General features: G+C 62.4%; 31 protein-coding genes. All 31 read left to right on the top strand.

All coding sequences use genetic code 11. The features are described from left to right. The first annotated feature begins 12 nt into the window (after positions 1 to 12). Complete coding sequence (gene rpsL, locus IAE58_RS00295; RefSeq protein WP_004145320.1) at positions 13 to 387, top strand: 30S ribosomal protein S12; 375 nt, start codon at positions 13 to 15, stop codon at positions 385 to 387. Positions 388 to 399: 12 nt separating this feature from the next. Further along, positions 400 to 867 (top strand): 30S ribosomal protein S7, encoded by a 468-nt coding sequence (rpsG, locus tag IAE58_RS00300; protein ID WP_108748654.1) that lies wholly within the window; start codon positions 400 to 402, stop codon positions 865 to 867. Positions 868 to 1,005: 138 nt separating this feature from the next. Next, on the top strand, positions 1,006 to 3,147 hold the full coding sequence (gene fusA / locus IAE58_RS00305) for an elongation factor G (protein WP_199932086.1): 2,142 nt from the start codon (positions 1,006 to 1,008) through the stop codon (positions 3,145 to 3,147). Positions 3,148 to 3,198: 51 nt separating this feature from the next. Further along, positions 3,199 to 4,389: an elongation factor Tu gene (gene tuf, locus IAE58_RS00310; RefSeq protein ID WP_108752273.1), complete on the top strand. Its 1,191-nt coding sequence runs from the start codon at positions 3,199 to 3,201 to the stop codon at positions 4,387 to 4,389. Between the two features lie 332 nt (positions 4,390 to 4,721). After that, a complete protein-coding gene (gene rpsJ / locus IAE58_RS00315; RefSeq protein ID WP_005408208.1) occupies positions 4,722 to 5,033 on the top strand; it encodes a 30S ribosomal protein S10 in 312 nt (103 codons plus the stop codon). Between the two features lie 11 nt (positions 5,034 to 5,044). Continuing rightward, positions 5,045 to 5,695 carry a 50S ribosomal protein L3 gene (gene rplC, locus IAE58_RS00320; RefSeq protein WP_004145336.1) on the top strand — a complete coding sequence of 217 codons (651 nt, stop codon included), beginning with the start codon at positions 5,045 to 5,047 and terminating at the stop codon, positions 5,693 to 5,695. 12 nt (positions 5,696 to 5,707) lie between these two features. After that, positions 5,708 to 6,313 carry a 50S ribosomal protein L4 gene (gene rplD, locus IAE58_RS00325; RefSeq protein WP_102944279.1) on the top strand — a complete coding sequence of 202 codons (606 nt, stop codon included), beginning with the start codon at positions 5,708 to 5,710 and terminating at the stop codon, positions 6,311 to 6,313. Beyond that, entirely contained in the window at positions 6,310 to 6,609 is a 300-nt protein-coding gene (rplW, locus tag IAE58_RS00330; RefSeq protein WP_049470489.1) for a 50S ribosomal protein L23, read from the top strand. The genes rplD and rplW overlap by 4 nt, the downstream gene beginning before the upstream one ends. Before the next feature lie 10 nt (positions 6,610 to 6,619). Next, positions 6,620 to 7,447, top strand: a complete 828-nt coding sequence (gene rplB, locus IAE58_RS00335) for a 50S ribosomal protein L2 (protein ID WP_108748657.1) — start codon at positions 6,620 to 6,622, stop codon at positions 7,445 to 7,447. A gap of 6 nt (positions 7,448 to 7,453) precedes the next feature. Next, complete coding sequence (gene rpsS / locus IAE58_RS00340; RefSeq protein WP_005415413.1) at positions 7,454 to 7,723, top strand: 30S ribosomal protein S19; 270 nt, start codon at positions 7,454 to 7,456, stop codon at positions 7,721 to 7,723. A gap of 12 nt (positions 7,724 to 7,735) precedes the next feature. Next, positions 7,736 to 8,071: a 50S ribosomal protein L22 gene (rplV, locus tag IAE58_RS00345; RefSeq protein ID WP_080375339.1), complete on the top strand. Its 336-nt coding sequence runs from the start codon at positions 7,736 to 7,738 to the stop codon at positions 8,069 to 8,071. An 18-nt stretch (positions 8,072 to 8,089) separates the two neighbouring features. Continuing rightward, positions 8,090 to 8,824: a 30S ribosomal protein S3 gene (gene rpsC, locus IAE58_RS00350; RefSeq protein ID WP_005415414.1), complete on the top strand. Its 735-nt coding sequence runs from the start codon at positions 8,090 to 8,092 to the stop codon at positions 8,822 to 8,824. 5 nt (positions 8,825 to 8,829) lie between these two features. Further along, the gene (gene rplP / locus IAE58_RS00355) at positions 8,830 to 9,243 is read left to right on the top strand and encodes a 50S ribosomal protein L16 (protein WP_025879305.1); all 414 of its coding nucleotides are present in this window, start codon (positions 8,830 to 8,832) and stop codon (positions 9,241 to 9,243) included. Further along, positions 9,243 to 9,428, top strand: a complete 186-nt coding sequence (gene rpmC, locus IAE58_RS00360; RefSeq protein ID WP_004154487.1) for a 50S ribosomal protein L29 — start codon at positions 9,243 to 9,245, stop codon at positions 9,426 to 9,428. The genes rplP and rpmC overlap by 1 nt, the downstream gene beginning before the upstream one ends. Positions 9,429 to 9,439: 11 nt before the next feature. Further along, positions 9,440 to 9,709 carry a 30S ribosomal protein S17 gene (gene rpsQ, locus IAE58_RS00365; RefSeq protein ID WP_004145355.1) on the top strand — a complete coding sequence of 90 codons (270 nt, stop codon included), beginning with the start codon at positions 9,440 to 9,442 and terminating at the stop codon, positions 9,707 to 9,709. 12 nt (positions 9,710 to 9,721) lie between these two features. Then, positions 9,722 to 10,090 carry a 50S ribosomal protein L14 gene (rplN, locus tag IAE58_RS00370; RefSeq protein ID WP_010483978.1) on the top strand — a complete coding sequence of 123 codons (369 nt, stop codon included), beginning with the start codon at positions 9,722 to 9,724 and terminating at the stop codon, positions 10,088 to 10,090. Positions 10,091 to 10,106: 16 nt separating this feature from the next. Then, entirely contained in the window at positions 10,107 to 10,424 is a 318-nt protein-coding gene (gene rplX, locus IAE58_RS00375; RefSeq protein WP_108748658.1) for a 50S ribosomal protein L24, read from the top strand. An 11-nt stretch (positions 10,425 to 10,435) separates the two neighbouring features. Further along, entirely contained in the window at positions 10,436 to 10,978 is a 543-nt protein-coding gene (rplE, locus tag IAE58_RS00380; RefSeq protein ID WP_004145361.1) for a 50S ribosomal protein L5, read from the top strand. Between the two features lie 18 nt (positions 10,979 to 10,996). Then, on the top strand, positions 10,997 to 11,302 hold the full coding sequence (gene rpsN, locus IAE58_RS00385) for a 30S ribosomal protein S14 (protein ID WP_199932085.1): 306 nt from the start codon (positions 10,997 to 10,999) through the stop codon (positions 11,300 to 11,302). Positions 11,303 to 11,561: 259 nt separating this feature from the next. Beyond that, positions 11,562 to 11,960 carry a 30S ribosomal protein S8 gene (rpsH, locus tag IAE58_RS00390; RefSeq protein WP_005408210.1) on the top strand — a complete coding sequence of 133 codons (399 nt, stop codon included), beginning with the start codon at positions 11,562 to 11,564 and terminating at the stop codon, positions 11,958 to 11,960. An 18-nt stretch (positions 11,961 to 11,978) separates the two neighbouring features. After that, complete coding sequence (rplF, locus tag IAE58_RS00395; protein ID WP_199932084.1) at positions 11,979 to 12,503, top strand: 50S ribosomal protein L6; 525 nt, start codon at positions 11,979 to 11,981, stop codon at positions 12,501 to 12,503. A 56-nt stretch (positions 12,504 to 12,559) separates the two neighbouring features. Then, positions 12,560 to 12,913, top strand: a complete 354-nt coding sequence (gene rplR / locus IAE58_RS00400) for a 50S ribosomal protein L18 (protein ID WP_108748662.1) — start codon at positions 12,560 to 12,562, stop codon at positions 12,911 to 12,913. 160 nt (positions 12,914 to 13,073) lie between these two features. Further along, a complete protein-coding gene (gene rpsE / locus IAE58_RS00405; RefSeq protein WP_053448882.1) occupies positions 13,074 to 13,616 on the top strand; it encodes a 30S ribosomal protein S5 in 543 nt (180 codons plus the stop codon). After that, complete coding sequence (gene rpmD / locus IAE58_RS00410) at positions 13,609 to 13,800, top strand: 50S ribosomal protein L30 (protein ID WP_004145412.1); 192 nt, start codon at positions 13,609 to 13,611, stop codon at positions 13,798 to 13,800. The genes rpsE and rpmD overlap by 8 nt, the downstream gene beginning before the upstream one ends. 6 nt (positions 13,801 to 13,806) lie before the next feature. Then, complete coding sequence (rplO, locus tag IAE58_RS00415) at positions 13,807 to 14,250, top strand: 50S ribosomal protein L15 (protein WP_004154498.1); 444 nt, start codon at positions 13,807 to 13,809, stop codon at positions 14,248 to 14,250. Positions 14,251 to 14,257: 7 nt separating this feature from the next. Then, complete coding sequence (secY, locus tag IAE58_RS00420; protein ID WP_108752276.1) at positions 14,258 to 15,625, top strand: preprotein translocase subunit SecY; 1,368 nt, start codon at positions 14,258 to 14,260, stop codon at positions 15,623 to 15,625. A 347-nt stretch (positions 15,626 to 15,972) separates the two neighbouring features. Then, complete coding sequence (rpsM, locus tag IAE58_RS00425; protein ID WP_004145437.1) at positions 15,973 to 16,329, top strand: 30S ribosomal protein S13; 357 nt, start codon at positions 15,973 to 15,975, stop codon at positions 16,327 to 16,329. An 11-nt stretch (positions 16,330 to 16,340) separates the two neighbouring features. Further along, positions 16,341 to 16,730 carry a 30S ribosomal protein S11 gene (rpsK, locus tag IAE58_RS00430; protein ID WP_042614211.1) on the top strand — a complete coding sequence of 130 codons (390 nt, stop codon included), beginning with the start codon at positions 16,341 to 16,343 and terminating at the stop codon, positions 16,728 to 16,730. A gap of 15 nt (positions 16,731 to 16,745) precedes the next feature. After that, positions 16,746 to 17,375, top strand: a complete 630-nt coding sequence (gene rpsD / locus IAE58_RS00435) for a 30S ribosomal protein S4 (RefSeq protein WP_004145446.1) — start codon at positions 16,746 to 16,748, stop codon at positions 17,373 to 17,375. 55 nt (positions 17,376 to 17,430) lie between these two features. Beyond that, positions 17,431 to 18,429: a DNA-directed RNA polymerase subunit alpha gene (rpoA, locus tag IAE58_RS00440; RefSeq protein WP_010483975.1), complete on the top strand. Its 999-nt coding sequence runs from the start codon at positions 17,431 to 17,433 to the stop codon at positions 18,427 to 18,429. A 199-nt stretch (positions 18,430 to 18,628) separates the two neighbouring features. Continuing rightward, positions 18,629 to 19,012, top strand: a complete 384-nt coding sequence (rplQ, locus tag IAE58_RS00445; protein ID WP_108748664.1) for a 50S ribosomal protein L17 — start codon at positions 18,629 to 18,631, stop codon at positions 19,010 to 19,012. Positions 19,013 to 19,158 lie beyond the last annotated feature (146 nt).

A 19,158-nucleotide genomic window follows, 5' to 3' on the forward strand; every position in this document is an offset into this window, starting at 1 on the left:
AAGAACCTACTGATGGCGACGATCAACCAGCTGGTCCGCAAGCCGCGGCAAGCTACTACGTACAAGAGTGCCTCGCCGGCGCTCGACAAGTGCCCGCAGCGCCGTGGTGTCTGCACGCGCGTCTACACCACCACCCCGAAGAAGCCGAACTCGGCTCTGCGCAAGGTTGCCAAGGTCCGCCTGACCAACCAGGAAGAAGTCATTTCCTACATCGGCGGTGAAGGCCACAACCTGCAGGAGCACTCCGTGGTCCTGATCCGCGGCGGTCGCGTCAAGGATCTGCCGGGTGTGCGTTACCACACCGTTCGTGGCTCGCTCGACGCCGCCGGCGTTGCCAAGCGTCGCCAGGCCCGTTCCAAGTACGGCGCCAAGCGTCCGAAGGCATAAGGAGAGACCACTATGTCGCGTAAGGGTAATACTCCGCAGCGTTCCGTCCTGCCGGATCCGAAGCACGGAAGCGAAACCATCGCCCGTTTCATCAACATGGTCATGCAGAGCGGCAAGAAGTCCGTCGCTGAAAAGATCGTGTACGGTGCCATGGACGTCATCTCCGAGAAGAACGCCAACTCGATCGAGCTGGTGCAGAAGGCTCTGGACAACGTCGCTCCGGCGGTCGAAGTGAAGTCGCGTCGCGTCGGCGGCGCCACCTACCAGGTGCCGGTCGAAGTGCGCGCCTCGCGCAAGATGGCCCTGGCCATGCGTTGGCTGATCGACTCCGCGCGCAAGCGTGGTGAGAACACCATGCCGAAGAAGCTGGCTGCTGAACTGATCGACGCCGCGGAAAACCGTGGTGGCGCCATCAAGAAGCGCGAAGAAACCCACCGCATGGCCGAAGCCAACAAGGCATTCGCCCACTACCGCTGGTGAGTTTGACGGCCTTGTAAAACAGGCAGGGCATCACCATCAAGGTGCTGCCTCGCGGCCCCAGAAGGGCTGCGCCAATCCGAAGGCCGCCGCAAGGCGGCGTTCGGCCATCCGAAATCCAAGAAATCTGAGAGGCTCCCCGTGGCCCGTTCCACTCCCATCGAGCGTTACCGTAACTTCGGCATCATGGCCCACATCGATGCCGGCAAGACCACCACGTCCGAGCGCATCCTGTTCTACACCGGCAAGAGCCACAAGATCGGTGAAGTGCACGACGGCGCCGCCACCATGGACTGGATGGAGCAGGAACAGGAACGTGGCATCACGATCCAGTCCGCTGCCACCACCGCGTTCTGGAAGGGCATGGACAAGTCCCTGCCGGAGCACCGCTTCAACATCATCGACACCCCCGGGCACGTCGACTTCACCATCGAAGTGGAGCGCTCGCTGCGCGTGCTCGACGGTGCGGTGTTCGTGCTGTGTGCCGTCGGTGGCGTGCAGCCGCAGTCGGAAACCGTGTGGCGCCAGGCCAACCGCTACAAGGTGCCGCGCATTGCGTTCGTCAACAAGATGGACCGCACCGGCGCCAACTTCTACAAGGTCCGTGACCAGCTGAAGGCCAAGCTCGGCGCCGTCGCCGTGCCGATGCAGCTGCCGATCGGCGCCGAAGATGGTTTCAAGGGCGTTGTCGACCTGCTGAAGATGAAGGCCATCCACTGGGATGAAGCCTCGCAGGGCATGAAGTTCGAATACGGCGACATTCCGGCCGAGCTGCAGGAAAAGGCTGAAGAAGCCCGTACCTTCATGATCGAGACCGCGGCTGAAGCCAGCGAAGAGCTGATGGAAAAGTACCTGGGCGGCGAAGAGCTGGCCGAGTCGGAAATCATCAACGCGCTGCGTACCCGTACCCTGGCCACCGAAATCGTCCCGATGTACTGCGGTTCCGCGTTCAAGAACAAGGGCGTGCAGGCCATGCTGGACGGTGTGATCCAGCTGCTGCCGTCGCCGGTTGACGTGCCGGACGTGACCGGTACCGACGTGGACGACGAAAACGTCGCCATGACCCGCAAGTCCGACGACAAGGCTCCGTTCTCGTCGCTGGCCTTCAAGATCATCACCGACCCGTTCGTCGGCGCTCTGACCTTCTTCCGTGTCTACTCGGGCACCCTGAATGGCGGCGACACCGTGCTGAACTCGGTGAAGGGCAAGAAGGAGCGCATCGGCCGCATCCTGCAGATGCACTCGAACAACCGCGAAGAAATCAAGGAAGTTCTGGCCGGTGACATCGCTGCTGCCGTGGGCCTGAAGGACACCACCACCGGTGACACCCTGTGCTCGATCGACCAGCCGATCATCCTGGAGCGCATGACGTTCCCGGAGCCGGTGATCTCGATGGCCGTCGAACCGAAGACCAAGTCGGACCAGGAAAAGATGGGTCTGGCCCTGGGCCGTCTGGCGCAGGAAGATCCGTCGTTCCGCGTCAAGACCGACGAAGAATCCGGCCAGACCATCATCTCGGGCATGGGCGAGCTGCACCTGGACATCATCGTCGACCGCCTGAAGCGCGAGTTCAACGTTGAGGCCAACGTCGGTGCGCCGCAGGTGGCCTACCGCGAAACCATCACCCTGGCTGACGTGAAGTCGGACTACAAGCACGCCAAGCAGTCCGGTGGTAAGGGTCAGTACGGTCACGTCGTGATCGAACTGTCGCCGATCACCGCTGAAGACCGTGCCGATGCCAAGATCGCTCCGCTGATCAAGGACGACTTCCTGTTCATCAACGACATCACCGGTGGTGTGATTCCGAAGGAATTCATCCCGTCGATCGAAAAGGGCCTGCGCGAAACCATCACCAGCGGTCCGCTGGCTGGCTTCCCGGTCGTGGACGTCAAGGTGAAGCTGGTGTTCGGCTCGTACCACGACGTCGACTCGTCGGAAATGGCGTTCAAGCTGGCCTCGTCGATGGCCTTCAAGCAGGGCTTCTCCAAGGCCAAGCCGGTCCTGCTGGAGCCGATCATGAAGGTCGAGATCGTGACCCCGGAAGACTACCAGGGTGACGTGATGGGCGACGTCAGCCGTCGTCGCGGCGTGCTGCAGGGTTCCGACACCACCGGTGACGGCTCCGCTTCGATCATCAACGCGATGATCCCGCTGGGTGAAATGTTCGGCTACGCCACTGCGCTGCGTTCGCAGACCCAGGGCCGCGCCACCTTCACCATGGAATTCGACCATTACGAGCCGGCGCCGAACAACATCGCCGAAGCCGTCATGAAGAAGGGCTGAGCCTCGCTCAGCCTCTCCTGAAAACCACTTTCAAAATCAAGGTAAACAACAATGGCAAAGGGTAAGTTCGAGCGCACCAAGCCGCACGTCAACGTCGGCACCATCGGTCACGTCGACCATGGCAAGACCACGCTGACCGCAGCACTGACCAAGATCGGTGCCGAGCGCTTCGGTGGCGAATTCAAGGATTACTCGGCGATCGACGCCGCTCCGGAAGAGAAGGCGCGTGGTATCACGATCTCGACCGCGCACGTCGAATACGAATCCACCACCCGTCACTACGCCCACGTCGATTGCCCGGGCCACGCTGACTACGTCAAGAACATGATCACCGGTGCCGCCCAGATGGACGGCGCGATCCTGGTGTGCTCGGCCGCTGACGGCCCGATGCCGCAGACCCGCGAGCACATCCTGCTGTCGCGTCAGGTCGGCGTGCCGTACATCGTCGTGTTCCTGAACAAGGCCGACATGGTTGACGATGCCGAGCTGCTGGAACTGGTCGAAATGGAAGTCCGCGAACTGCTGAGCAAGTACGAGTTCCCGGGCGACGACACCCCGATCATCTCGGGTTCGGCTCGTCTGGCGCTGGAAGGCGACCAGAGCGAAATCGGCGTGCCGGCGATCATCAAGCTGGTCGACGCGCTGGATACCTGGATCCCGGAGCCGGAGCGTGCAGTCGACAAGCCGTTCCTGATGCCGGTGGAAGACGTGTTCTCGATCTCGGGCCGCGGCACCGTGGTGACCGGTCGTATCGAGCGCGGCGTGATCAAGGTCGGCGAAGAAATCGAAATCGTCGGTATTCGTCCGGTGCAGAAGACCACCGTGACCGGCGTCGAAATGTTCCGCAAGCTGCTGGACCAGGGCCAGGCAGGCGACAACGCCGGTCTGCTGCTGCGCGGCACCAAGCGTGACGACGTCGAGCGCGGCCAGGTTCTGGCCAAGCCGGGCACCATCAAGCCGCACACCACCTTCGAAGGCGAAGTGTACGTGCTGTCGAAGGACGAAGGCGGCCGTCACACCCCGTTCTTCAACGGCTACCGCCCGCAGTTCTACTTCCGTACCACCGACATCACCGGTAAGGCCAACCTGCCGGAAGGCGTCGAGATGGTGATGCCGGGCGACAACGTGAAGATGGTTGTCGAGCTGATCAACCCGGTGGCAATGGACGAAGGCCTGCGCTTCGCCATCCGCGAAGGCGGCCGTACCGTCGGCGCCGGCGTGGTCTCGAAGATCATCGCGTAATCTGGTAGTATCTGCGCCCCGATGTTGCCTGGGTAGGGCATCGGGGCGTATCAAATGGGAAAGCAGGCACAGGATGTGCCTTGTGTTCCCCGGACCAGGAACGGTCAATGCCATTCAGGCGGCGTCAACAGGCAACTGTTGACAGCTGCCTTGCGTGCCATTATGCTTCCACGTCTGGGCAGACCGGGAAACTGGCCTGCCTACGTTTTTGGGGTCTATGGATTGACCTTGTCGGCCTGCAGGAGTGCGGGCCGTCTGTATTCAGGGATTTCACGGGACAAAGCAACCCAGAGGCTTTGTCTGTCGCTCTTTTAACGAAGGAACCTACCGCCATGGCGGACCAAAAGATCCGGATCCGGCTGAAAGCGTTCGATCATCGTCTGATCGACCGTTCGGCCAGCGAGATCGTTGAAACGGCCAAGCGGACCGGCGCGCAAGTGCGTGGCCCGATCCCGCTGCCGACCAAGATCGAGCGTTACACCGTCCTCGTTTCCCCGCACGTCGACAAGGACGCGCGTGACCAGTACGAGACCCGCACGCACAAGCGCGTGCTCGATATCGTTGACCCGAATGACAAGACCGTGGACGCGCTGATGAAGCTCGAACTGGCTGCCGGCGTCGACGTTCAGATCAAGCTGACCTGAGGACTACGACCATGACGAAGAAGTATTCGTTGGGCTTCGTGGGCCGCAAGGCCGGCATGAGCCGCGTGTTCACTGAAGATGGCCGCTCCATCCCGGTGACCCTGATCGAAGCAACCCCCAACCGCATCGCGCAGATCAAGACCGTCGAAACCGACGGCTACAGCGCCGTGCAGGTGACCGTCGGCGCGCGTCGCGCTGCCCTGGTCAACAAGCCGGAAGCCGGCCACTTCGCCAAGGCGAAGGTGGAAGCGGGTCGTGGCCTGTGGGAATTCCGCGTTGAAGACGCGCAGCTCGGCGATTTCGCCGTTGGCGGCGAAGTCAAGGCGGACATCTTCGAAGTTGGCCAGATCGTCGACGTCCAGGGTGTCACCAAGGGTAAGGGTTTCCAGGGCACCATCAAGCGCCACAACTTCCGTATGGGCGATGCAACCCACGGTAACTCGCTGTCGCATCGCGCGCCGGGTTCGCTGGGTCAGCGCCAGACCCCGGGTCGCGTTTTCCCGGGCAAGAAGATGTCGGGCCACATGGGCGCGGTGCAGCAGAGCACCCAGAACCTGGAAGTGGTCAAGGTCGACGTCGAGCGCGGTCTGATCGCAGTTCGCGGCGCCGTTCCGGGCGCGGCGGGTGGCGACGTGATCGTCCGTCCGGCGAGCAAGGCATAAGGAGAGATGACGATGGAACTCGTTATCACGGGTAGCAACAACAAGGTCTCGGTCTCCGACGCCGTGTTCGGTCGCGATTTCAGCGAAGATCTGGTCCACCAGGTCGTCGTTGCTTACCGCAACGCCGGTCGCGCCGGCACCAAGGCACAGAAGACTCGCTCCGAAGTGGCTGGTACCACCAAGAAGTCGAAGAAGCAGAAGGGCGGCGGCGCGCGTCATGGCGCACTGACGGCTCCGATCTTCGTCGGCGGCGGTGTCACCTTCGCGGCCAAGCCGCGCAGCTTCGAGCAGAAGGTCAATCGTAAGCAGTACCGTGCCGCCATGTGCGCGATCCTGTCCGAGCTGAACCGTCAGGGCCGTCTGACCATCGTGGAGTCCTTCGACGTCGAAGCGACCAGCACGAAGGGTCTGATCGCCAAGCTGGCCGGCCTGGAAGTGGGCAAGCGCCCGCTGATCGTCACCGAGGAAGCCTCCGAGCACCTGTACCTGTCGGCTCGCAACGTTCCCTACGTGGAAGTGCGTGACGTGCAGGGTCTGGACCCGGTGTCCCTGGTTGGTGCCGACACGGTCGTCATCACCGCTGACGCGGTCAAGAAGGTCGAGGAGTGGCTGGCATGAACAGCAACGAAAAAATCTTCAGCGTGCTGCGTGCCCCGCGTGTCTCCGAAAAGACCGCGCGCCTGCAGGAACTCTCCAACCAGTATGTCTTCGAAATTTCGAACGAAGCCACCAAGGCCGATGTAAAGGCCGCGGTTGAGCAGCTGTTCGACGTCAAGGTCGAAGCCGTCAACGTGGTCAACGTCAAGGGCAAGAACAAGTCCTTCCGTAACCGTGCTGGCCGCCGCGGCGATTGGCGCAAGGCGTACGTTCGCCTGGCCGACGGCCAGTCGATCGATGTAACGGCCAAGGCCTGAGGTACATCCCATGCCATTGATGAAATTCAAGCCCACTTCTCCCGGCCGCCGTTCGGCCGTGCGCGTGGTTACTCCCGACCTGCACAAGGGTGCTCCGCACGCCGCACTGGTCGAGTCGCAGAGCCGCTCGGGTGGTCGTAACCACCACGGCCGCATCACCGTGCGTCACGTCGGTGGTGGCCACAAGCAGCACTACCGCATCATCGACTTCAAGCGCAACAAGCTGGGCATCCCGGCGCGCGTGGAACGCATCGAATACGATCCGAACCGCACCGCCCACATCGCCCTGCTGTGCTACGTCGACGGTGAGCGCCGCTACATCATCGCCCCGAAGGGCCTGAAGGCTGGTGATCAGGTGATCGCTGGTTCGGACGCCCCGATCAAGGCTGGCAACACCCTGCCGCTGCGCAACATCCCGGTCGGTACCACCATCCACTGCATCGAACTGAAGCCCGGCAAGGGCGCTCAGATCGCCCGCGCCGCTGGTGCGGCCGTGCAGCTGGTTGCCCGCGAAGGCATCTACGCCACCCTGCGCCTGCGCTCGGGTGAAATGCGTAAGGTTCCGGTCGAGTGCTGCGCCACCATCGGTGAAGTCGGCAACGACGAGCACAGCCTGGAAAAGCTGGGCAAGGCCGGTGCCAAGCGTTGGCGCGGCGTCCGCCCGACCGTTCGTGGTGCTGCCATGAACCCGGTTGACCACCCGCACGGTGGTGGTGAGGCGAAGGCCGGCCAGGGTAACCCGCATCCGGTCACCCCGTGGGGTGTCCCGACCAAGGGTTACAAGACGCGCCATAACAAGCGCACTCAGCAGTTCATCGTCCGCGATCGTAGGGGCTAATCGACCATGGCACGTTCACTCAAGAAGGGCCCGTTCGTCGATCACCACCTCGTCAAGAAGGTGGAGGCCGCTGCGGGCAGCAAGAAGCCGATCAAGACCTGGTCGCGCCGTTCGATGATCCTGCCTGACATGGTAGGCATCACCATTGCCGTGCATAACGGCAAGAACCACATCCCGGTTCTCGTCAACGAGAACATGGTCGGCCACAAGCTCGGCGAATTTGCCATCACCCGGACCTTCAAGGGTCACGGTGGTGACAAGAAGTCGGGCAAGTAAGGAGAGATGACAATGGAAGCGAAAGCCATCCTGCGCACTGCGCGCATCTCCCCGCAGAAGGCTCGTCTGGTCGCTGACCAGGTGCGCGGTCTGCCGGCCGAGCGTGCGGTCAACCTGCTGAAGTTCTCGGACAAGAAGGCTGCCCACCTGATCAAGAAGGTGGTGGAGTCGGCTATTGCAAACGCCGAGAACAACCAGGGCGCCGACGTCGACGAGCTGAAGGTTCAGACCATCATGGTTGATGAAGGTCCGACCCTGAAGCGTTTCATGGCGCGGGCGAAAGGCCGCGGTACCCGCATCCTCAAGCGCACCAGCCACATCACTGTGGTTGTGGGCGCCGGCAAGTAAGCGGATAAGGAAAAGACCATGGGTCATAAAGTTCATCCGATTGGTATCCGCCTGGGTATTTCCAAGGACTGGAACTCCAAGTGGTACGCCAACAAGGCCGAGTTCGCTGGTTACCTGGCAGCCGACCTGAAAGTGCGCGACATGCTGCGCAAGAAGCTGGCTCAGGCCGGCATCAGCAAGATCCTGATCGAGCGTCCGGCCAAGACTGCTCGCGTGACGATCCACACCGCCCGTCCGGGCGTGGTGATCGGCAAGCGCGGTGAGGACATCGAGAAGCTGCGCAAGGAAGTGAGCGAGATGATGGGCGTCCCGGCGCACATCAACGTCACCGAAGTGCGCAAGCCGGAACTGGACGCGCAGCTCGTTGCCGAGTCGATCGCCCAGCAGCTGGAGCGTCGCATCATGTTCCGCCGCGCAATGAAGCGCTCGGTCGGCAACGCGATGCGCCTGGGTGCCCTGGGCATCAAGGTCAACGTCGGTGGCCGCCTCAACGGTGCAGAAATCGCCCGTTCGGAGTGGTACCGCGAAGGCCGCGTGCCGCTGCACACCCTGCGTGCCGACATCGACTATGGCTTCGCTGAAGCCAAGACGACCTACGGCATCATCGGCATCAAGGTCTGGATCTACAAGGGCGAAGTCTTCGATTTCTCCCAGGTTGGCCAGGAAAAGCAGGACGACACCCCGTCGCGCAACGATCGTCACGATCGCGGCGACCGCGGTGACCGTCAGCGCCCGGCTCGTGAAGCGAGGTAACGACAATGTTGCAACCCAAGCGAACCAAGTACCGCAAGGTACACAAGGGCCGTAACGAAGGCCTGAGCTGGAGCGCCAACGCTGTCAGCTTCGGCGAGTACGGTCTGAAAGCAACCGCCCACGGTCAGCTGACCGCGCGCCAGATCGAAGCGGCCCGCCGCTCGATCAGCCGCTACGTCAAGCGCGGCGGCAAGATGTGGATCCGTGTGTTCCCCGACAAGCCCATCACCAAGAAGCCCATCGAAGTTCGAATGGGTTCGGGTAAGGGTAACGTGGAATACTGGGTGGCCCAGATCCAGCCCGGCCGCATGATCTATGAAATCGAGGGTGTTACCGAAGAAGTGGCACGCGAGGCATTCCGCCTGGCCGCCGCCAAGCTCTCGGTCACCACCACTTTCGTGACCCGGACGGTGCGCTGATGGATATCAAAACTCTCCGTGAAAAGTCGGCTGACGAACTCAAGGCCCACCTGATCGACCTGCGTAAGGAACAGTTCTCTGTCCGTATGCAGCAGGTCACCGGCCAGCTGCCGAAGACCCACGACATCCGCCGGGTCCGTCGCGAGATTGCTCGCGTCAAGACCCTGCTCGGCAGCACGAAGTAAGGATGGCCGCTATGAGCGACAATACTGAAAACAAGGCGCTGCGCACGGTCGAAGGCCGTGTCGTCAGCAACAAGATGGACAAGACGGTTACCGTCCTGGTTGAGCGTCAGGTCAAGCACGCGCTGTACGGCAAGTACATCAAGCGCTCGACGAAGCTGCACGCCCACGATGCCGACAACGCCTGCAAGGAAGGCGATGTCGTCCGCGTGACCGAGATTGCTCCGATGTCCAAGACCAAGAACTGGCGCGTGGTGGAAGTCATCACGCGTGCGGCTGAATAAGGAGTCTGAATCATGATCCAGATGCAGAGCTACCTTGACGTCGCGGACAATTCGGGTGCCAAGCAGGTGATGTGCTTCAAGGTGCTGGGTGGTTCCAAGCGCCGTTACGCCGGTATCGGCGACATCATCAAGGTCACCGTGAAGGATGCGATTCCGCGCGGCAAGGTCAAGAAGGGTGAAGTGTATGACGCCGTCGTGGTGCGTACCCGCAAGGGTGTGCGTCGCGCCGACGGCTCGCTGATCCGCTTCGACGGCAACGCTGCCGTTCTGCTGAACAACAAGCAGGAGCCGATCGGTACCCGTATCTTCGGGCCGGTGACCCGTGAACTTCGTTCGGAGAAGTTCATGAAGATCGTCTCGCTCGCTCCCGAAGTGCTGTGAGCGACAGGAGATAATCATGGCTAACCGTATCAAGAAGGGCGACCAGGTTGTCGTCAATGCCGGCAAGGACAAGGGCGAGCGTGGCGAAGTGCTTCGCGTCGACGGCGACCGCGTGGTCGTTGCCAACGTGAACATCGTCAAGCGCCACACCAAGCCGAATCCGCAGGCAGGCGTTGCCGGCGGCGTGGTCGAGCGTGAAGCGTCGATCCATATCTCCAACGTGAATGTGCTGAACCCGGCTTCGGGCAAGGGCGAACGCGTTGGCTTCAAGGTGCTGGAGGATGGACGCAAACTGCGTGTGTTCCGCTCCAGCGGTGAGGCGCTCGACGCCTGAGGAATGTGAAGATGACTTCCCGTCTCGAAAAGTTTTACAAGGAAGAAGTGGTGCCGGCGCTGATGAAGCAGTTCGGCTACACCAATCCGATGGAAGTGCCGAAGCTGGTCAAGGTCACCCTGAACATGGGTGTCGGCGAAGCGGCCACCAACAAGAAGATCCTGGAAAACGCCGTCGGCGACATGACCAAGATTTCCGGCCAGAAGCCGGTTGTCACCAAGTCGCGTATCTCGGTTGCGTCGTTCAAGATCCGTGATGGTTGGCCGATTGGCTGCAAGACCACGCTGCGTCGCCACAAGATGTACGAGTTCCTGGACCGCCTGATCAACATCTCGCTGCCGCGCGTGCGCGACTTCCGTGGTGTTTCCGGTCGTTCCTTCGACGGTCGCGGCAACTTCAACATGGGTGTGAAGGAACAGATCATCTTCCCGGAAATCGACTTCGACGCTGTCGACGCGATCCGCGGCATGGATATCGCCATCACCACCACTGCGAAGACCGACGCGGAAGCGAAGGCGCTGCTGGCAGCGTTCAAGTTCCCGTTCCGTAACTGATCTGTCGAGGAAACCGAAATGGCAAAGACCTCCATGGTCAACCGCGACATCAAGCGGGAAAAGCTGGCCAAGAAGTACGCTGAAAAGCGTGCGGCTCTGAAGAAGATCGTGTCCTCGCAGGACGCGACCTACGAAGAGAAGATCGACGCCGCAACCAAGCTGGCCAAGCTGCCGCGCGATTCGTCGCCGAGCCGTCAGCGCAACCGTTGCGAGCTGTCGGGCCGTCCGCGTGGCGTCTACAGCAAGTTCGGCCTGGGCCGCAACAAGCTGCGTGAAGCCACCATGCGCGGCGACGTGCCGGGCCTGCGCAAGGCCAGCTGGTAATCCCAGCCGGTCCTGCGACCAGGAGCCCCTCCGGGAGTTCCTGAACAGGTCAGGGCAGGCATTCAGGCTTGCCCGAGCAAAAAAACCCGAAGAGCCCGGCGCAAGTCGGGCTCTTTTGGCGTATACTCCCGCGTCTTGCCCTGCGCGAGCGGGGTTGTAGGGGTGGGCCATTGGCCTGCCGCAAGAAGGGACCTGGCCCGTTTCCAGGAGACAACAGATTTTCGCGAAAGCGGATATCGGTGCACTCAAAGGTACTCATATGAGCATGACTGATCCCATCGCCGACCTGCTGGTCCGCATCAAGAATGCGGCCGCGGTTGGCAAGCAGACGGTGAAAGCCCCGTCGTCCAAGATCAAGGTTGCGATCGCCCAGGTCCTGAAGGACGAGGGTTACATCACCGACCTGCGCGTGACCCAGCTGGAAAACAACAAGTCCGAGCTGGAAATCGTGCTGAAGTATTTCGAAGGCAAGCCGGTCATCGCGACCCTGAAGCGCTTCTCGCGTTCGGGCCTGCGCCAGTACCGCGGCAAGAGCGAACTGCCGAAGGTCATGAACGGCCTGGGTATCTCCATCATTTCCACCTCCAAGGGCATCATGACTGATGCGCAGGCGCGCCAGCTGGGCGTCGGCGGCGAAGTCCTGTGCTTCGTGGCCTAAGGCGAGAGGAGTAAGAATATGTCCCGCGTAGCCAAGAAGCCCGTCGACCTGGGTAAGGTTGAACTGAACGTCCAGTCCGAGTCCGTCACCGTCAAGGGCCCGAAGGGCACCCTGTCGCTGCCGAAGCCGGCCGGCATTGCCATCAACGTCGAGAACGGCGTTGCCACCCTGAGCACCGAGAGCGCGGATCTGATCCCGCTGACCGGTACCGTCCGCGCCATCCTGTCCAACATGGTCAAGGGTGTTTCCGAAGGCTTCGAGCGCAAGCTGGAGCTGGTCGGCGTGGGTTACCGTGCTGCCATGCAGGGCAAGGACCTGAGCCTGTCGCTCGGCTTCTCGCACCCGGTGGTGTTCGTTGCTCCGGAAGGCATCACCATCTCCACCCCGACCCAGACCGAGATCCTGGTCCAGGGCGCCGACAAGCAGGTCGTTGGTGAAGTCGCCGCCAAGATCCGTGCGTTCCGCAAGCCGGAACCGTACAAGGGCAAGGGCGTGAAGTACTCCGACGAAGTCATCATCCGTAAGGAAGCCAAGAAGGCCTAAGCGCGAGTCCCTCACCAGGGAAAAGCCTGACCTTCAGCTTTCAAGGAAAACACATCATGAACAAGAACATCGCCCGCCTGCGTCGCGCCAAGTCGACCCGTGCTCACATCCGCGAGCTGGGTGTGGCCCGTCTGTCGGTGCTGCGCACCGGCCAGCACCTGTACGCACAGGTCTTCACCGCCGACGGCTCCAAGGTGCTGGCTGCTGCCAACACCACCCAGGCCGACATCAAGGACGGCCTGAAGAACGGCAAGAACGCCGACGCCGCTGCCAAGGTTGGCCGCATCGTTGCCGAGCGCGCCAAGGCCGCTGGCATCGAGAAGGTTGCCTTCGATCGTTCGGGTTACCGTTACCACGGCCGCATCAAGGCCCTGGCTGACGCCGCCCGCGAAGCCGGCCTGCAGTTCTAAGAGGTCAGGGCAGGGGACGTTCGTCTCCTGCCCGCCTGCTCGCCAGCCTGAGCGAGGCTGGACGGCGCCGTTCTTCTGCAGCGGCCCACCGGAACAACGCGGTACTCCACAACCATAAGCGGCCCCGAGCCGTACATACCCAAACAACCAAGGAATCAAGATGGCAGAAGAACGTCAGCAGCGGGGTCGCGATCGCGACCGCAACCGCGAAGAGAAAGTCGACGACGGCATGATCGAAAAGCTGGTCGCGGTCAACCGCGTCAGCAAGACCGTCAAGGGCGGTCGCCAGTTCACCTTCACCGCCCTGACCGTGGTCGGCGACGGCGAAGGCAAGGTCGGTTTCGGCTATGGCAAGGCGCGCGAAGTGCCGGTCGCCATCCAGAAGTCGATGGAACAGGCTCGCAAGAACCTGGTCAGCGTTGACCTGAACAACGGCACCCTGTGGCACACCATCAAGGATGGCCACGGCGCTGCACGCGTGTTCATGCAGCCGGCTTCGGAAGGTACGGGCGTCATCGCCGGCGGTGCCATGCGCGCCGTGCTGGAAGCGGTGGGCGTGAAGAACGTGCTGGCCAAGGCCACCGGTTCGCGCAACCCGATCAACCTGGTGCGTGCCACCGTGAAGGGCCTGACTGCAGCGCAGTCGCCGGCTCGCATCGCGGCCAAGCGCGGCAAGAAGGTGGAGGAACTCAACCATGGCTAATGAGTCCAACAAGACTGTGAAGGTGCGCCTGGTGCGCGGCCTGCGTGGTGCTCAGTCGCGTCACCGCCTGTCGGTGCGTGCTCTGGGTCTGAACAAGCTCAACGATGTGCGTGAACTGAAGGACAGCCCGCAGGTTCGCGGTCTGATCAACACCGTTCACTACCTCGTCAAGGTTGAGGAGTAATCGATCATGACTCTGCGTCTCAATGAACTGAGCCCGGCACCGGGCGCCCGCACCGAGCGCACCCGTGTCGGTCGCGGTATCGGCTCGGGCCTGGGCAAGACTGCCGGCCGCGGCCACAAGGGTTCGTTCGCCCGTAAGGGTGGCGGCAAGATCAAGGCTGGCTTCGAAGGCGGCCAGACCCCCATGCAGCGTCGTCTGCCGAAGATCGGCTTCCGTTCGCCGATCGCCAAGGACACCGCTGAAGTGCTGCTGTACGCGCTGGACAAGCTGCCGGCCGGCGAGATCGACTTCGCCGCCCTGCGTGCTGCCAAGCTGGTCCCGAGCACTGCCAAGAAGGCCAAGGTCGTCGTCAAGGGCGAAGTGACCAAGGCGTTCACCCTGAAGGGTATTGCTGCCACGGCTGGTGCCAAGGCCGCGATCGAAGCTGCCGGCGGCAGCGTAACGGAGTAAGAAAATCATGGCGCAAGCTGGCATCGGTAACCTCGCGGGCGGAATGGGCAAGTTCACTGAACTTCGCCAACGTTTGCTGTTCGTCGTCGGGGCTTTGATCGTCTATCGCATTGGCTGCTACGTGCCGGTGCCGGGCGTCAATCCCGATGCCATGCTTGCCATGATGCAACAGCAGGGCGGCGGCATCGTGGACATGTTCAACATGTTCTCGGGCGGCGCCCTGCACCGTTTCAGCATCTTCGCGCTGAATGTGATGCCGTACATTTCGGCATCGATCGTGATGCAGCTGGCCGTCCACATCTTCCCCGCGCTGAAGGCGATGCAGAAGGAAGGTGAGTCCGGCCGCCGCAAGATCACCCAGTATTCGCGCATTGGCGCCGTGCTGCTGGCAGTGGTGCAGGGCGGTTCGATCGCCCTGGCCCTGCAGGGCCAGGTCTCGCCGTCGGGCGCTCCGGTCGTCTACGCGCCGGGCATGGGCTTCGTGCTCACCGCCGTGATCGCACTGACCGCCGGCACCATGTTCCTGATGTGGGTTGGTGAGCAGGTGACGGAGCGCGGCATCGGCAACGGTGTGTCGCTGATCATCTTCGCCGGCATCGTGGCCGGCCTGCCGACCGCGGTCATCCATACCTTCGATGCCTATCGCGACGGCAACATCCAGTTCATCCAGCTGCTGCTGATCGCCATCGTGGTGCTGGCCTTCACCTTCTTCGTGGTGTTCGTCGAACGCGGCCAGCGCCGCATCACGGTGAACTACGCACGTCGCCAGGGCGGCCGCAACGCGTACATGAACCAGACCTCGTTCCTGCCGCTGAAGCTGAACATGGCGGGCGTGATCCCGGCCATCTTCGCCTCCAGCCTGCTGGCCTTCCCGGCCACGCTGACCATGTGGGCCGGCCAGGCCGCCAACCAGAGCACCTTTGGCCAGATCCTGCAGAAGGTCGCCAATGCCCTGGGCCCGGGCGAGCCGCTGCACATGATCGTGTTCGCTGCGCTGATCACCGGCTTTGCGTTCTTCTATACCGCGCTGGTGTTCAACTCGCAGGAAACCGCCGACAACCTGAAGAAGTCGGGTGCGCTGATTCCGGGCATCCGTCCGGGCAAGGCCACCGCCGACTACATCGACGGCGTGCTGACCCGTCTGACCGCAGCCGGTTCGGCTTACCTGGTGATCGTCTGCCTGTTGCCGGAATTGATGCGCACGCAGCTGAATGCCTCGTTCTACTTCGGTGGTACTTCGCTGCTGATCGTGGTGGTGGTGGTGATGGACTTCATCGCCCAGGTGCAGGCGCACCTGATGTCGCACCAGTACGAGAGCCTGCTGAAGAAGGCCAACCTGAAGGGTGGCAACCGCGGCGGCTTTGCTCGCGGCTGATCAGCCTGTTATACTTTCGTCTTCCTGACGTGATGGTCCCTCCGCTTCGCGGACTCCGGCCACACAAACGAAGGGCGGCCCCCGCAGCGGTTCCGGGTGGGGGTGTGATGAGGTGGTCCCGCGCAGGAGTAGCGCGGGCGGCCCCGGAGGAAACTCCAGGTCCAACCCCATCCGGCGCCGGAGCCTGGGCACACTCCCCAGGCCGGGTTCATGAAACCAATGGTTTCACGGGCTTCCATGTAAACCGGAACCTTGTTAGTATCGCTAGTTCACTTTTTTGATCCATCCTGCCGGATTGGCGCGCCTACGGTGCGCTGTCGGCCATCACTCAGCTGGAGAACCGCGTCATGGCGCGTATTGCAGGCGTCAACCTGCCAGCCCAGAAGCACGTCTGGGTCGGGTTGCAAAGCATTTACGGCATCGGCCGTACCCGTTCGAAGAAGGTCTGCGAAGTCGCAGGCGTTGCTTCGACCACCAAGATCCGCGATCTGTCGGAGCCGGAAATCGAGCGCCTGCGCGCCGAAGTCGGCAAGTACATCGTGGAAGGCGATCTGCGCCGTGAGATCGGTATCGCGATCAAGCGCCTGATGGACCTGGGCTGCTACCGCGGCCTGCGTCACCGTCGTGGCCTCCCGCTGCGTGGCCAGCGCACCCGTACCAACGCCCGCACCCGCAAGGGTCCGCGCAAGGCGATCAGGAAGTAAGGGACTGACAAATGGCTAAGCCCGCTGCTAAGACCAAGAAGAAGATCAAGCGCGTCATCACTGATGGCGTTGCCCACGTCCACGCTTCGTTCAACAACACCATCGTGACCATCACCGACCGCCAGGGCAACGCTCTGTCGTGGGCGACCTCCGGTGGCGCTGGCTTCCGCGGTTCGCGCAAGTCGACCCCGTTCGCAGCCCAGGTGGCTGCCGAAAAGGCCGGTCGTGCTGCGCTGGACTACGGCGTGAAGTCGCTGGAAGTCCGCATCAAGGGCCCGGGTCCGGGCCGTGAGTCGGCCGTGCGTTCGTTGAACAACGTCGGCTACAAGATCACCAACATCATCGACGTGACGCCTATCCCGCACAACGGGTGCCGTCCGCCGAAGAAGCGTCGCGTCTAAAGGGAGCGATAAGAAATGGCTCGTTATATCGGTCCTACCTGTAAGCTCGCCCGTCGCGAAGGCGCCGACCTGTCCCTGAAGAGCCCGGCGCGTGCGCTGGACTCCAAGTGCAAGCTGGAGCAGAAGCCCGGCCAGCACGGCGCCACTGCCCGTAAGGGCAAGCTGTCCGACTACGCCACCCAGCTGCGTGAAAAGCAGAAGGTCAAGCGTATCTACGGCCTGCTGGAGCGGCAGTTCCGCAACTACTACAAGAAGGCCTCGACCAAGAAGGGCAACACCGGCGAGAACCTGCTGCAGCTGCTGGAAACCCGCCTGGACAACGTCGTCTACCGCATGGGCTTCGCCGTGACCCGTCCGGCTGCCCGTCAGCTGGTGTCGCACCGCGGCGTCACCGTGAACGGCAAGTCGGTCAACCTGGCTTCGTACCAGGTCAAGGCTGGCGACGCCATCGCTCTGTCGGAAAAGGCTGCCAAGCAGCTGCGCGTCCAGGAAGCCCTGACCGTCGCCGCCCAGCATGACCTGAGCCCGTCGTGGGTCGAAGTGGATTCCGGTAAGTTCACCGGCATCTTCAAGGCTGTTCCGGATCGTTCGGACCTGCCTGCGGACATCAACGAAGCGCTGATCGTCGAGCTGTATTCGAAGTAATTCACATTGGAGAGCCCCCGGCGACGGCCGGGGGTTCACTAGGAGAACCCGCAACATGACGGTTACCGCCAACCAGGTTCTGCGTCCTCGCGGTCCGCAGATCGAACGCCTTACCGACACCCGTGCAAAGGTCGTTATCGAACCTTTGGAGCGGGGTTACGGGCATACGCTGGGCAACGCCCTGCGTCGCGTGCTGCTGTCGTCCATCCCGGGCTTCGCCATCACGGAAGTCGAAATCGACGGCGTGTTGCATGAGTACACCACGGTCGAAGGTCTGCAGGAGGACGTGCTCGAAGTCCTGCTGAACCTGAAGGACGTGGCCATCCGTATGCACTCCGGCGACAGCGCCACCCTGTCCCTGTCCAAGCAGGGCCCGGGCGTTGTCACCGCTGCCGATATCAAGGTCGACCACAATGTGGAGATCCTGAACGGCGAACATGTGATCTGCCACCTGACCAAGGACACGGCGATCAACATGCGTCTGAAGATCGAGCGTGGTTTCGGCTACCAGCCGGCTGCTGCGCGTCGTCGTCCGGACGAAGAAACCCGTGCCATCGGCCGCCTGGTCCTGGATGCCTCGTTCTCGCCGGTCCGCCGCGTCGCCTACGCCGTGGAAGCGGCGCGTGTCGAACAGCGTACCGACCTGGACAAGCTGGTCATCGATATCGAGACCAACGGCACCATCGACGCCGAGGAAGCCGTGCGCACCGCCGCCGACATCCTCAGCGACCAGCTGTCGGTGTTCGGTGACTTCACCCACCGCGACCGCGGTGCGGCCAAGCCGGCCAACAACGGCGTGGATCCGGTGCTGCTGCGCCCGATCGACGACCTGGAACTGACCGTGCGTTCGGCCAACTGCCTGAAGGCGGAAAGCATCTACTACATCGGCGATCTGATCCAGAAGACCGAAGTGGAGCTGCTGAAGACCCCGAACCTGGGCAAGAAGTCGCTCACCGAAATCAAGGAAGTGCTGGCCCAGCGTGGCCTGTCGCTTGGCATGAAGCTGGAGAACTGGCCGCCGGCCGGCGTCGCCAGCCACGGCATGCTGGGCTGATACAGCCCCCTGCTGTACCTGAAGGCTCCACCGTTCGCGGTGGAGCCTTCAACGGGTTTACGAAACACGCCACGACGAACCGAAGGTTCGCGGGCAGGTCGTCCAGGACGGATGACCAGGACCATCCGCAGTCCGTGCAGCAACGCCAGGAAGGCGACATCGATCCACAACGCCTCATCATTAACCAAGGAATTCCACCATGCGTCACCAGAAGTCTGGCCGTAAGTTCAGCCGCACCAGCGCCCACCGCGAAGCAATGTTCAAGAACATGGCTGCCTCGCTGTTCAAGCACGAGCTGATCAAGACCACCCTGCCGAAGGCCAAGGAACTGCGCCGCGTTGCCGAGCCGCTGATCACCCTGGCCAAGGTCGACTCCGTCGCCAACCGCCGTCTGGCCTTCGCCCGTCTGCGCGACAACGAAGCCGTGGGCAACCTGTTCACCATCCTGGGCCCGCGCTACGCGAACCGTCCGGGCGGCTACCTGCGTCTGCTGAAGTGCGGCTTCCGCGCCGGCGACAACGCACCGATGGCCTATGTCGAGCTGGTTGACCGTCCGGCCGTGGCCGAGGCAGTGGCCGAGTAATCGGACCGCTCCAACGCGACACAGCGAAAGCCCGGCGACTGCCGGGCTTTTGCGTTCTGGTAGCGCCGGGCCATGCCCGGCGTTTCCATGTCCGTTGCGCTCGCCGGGCATGGCCCGGCGCTACCTGCAAAGGGATCTGACCCACA

The organism is Stenotrophomonas sp. S49, assembly GCF_016624905.1.
In the GTDB taxonomy this organism is placed as follows: Bacteria; Pseudomonadota; Gammaproteobacteria; order Xanthomonadales; family Xanthomonadaceae; genus Stenotrophomonas.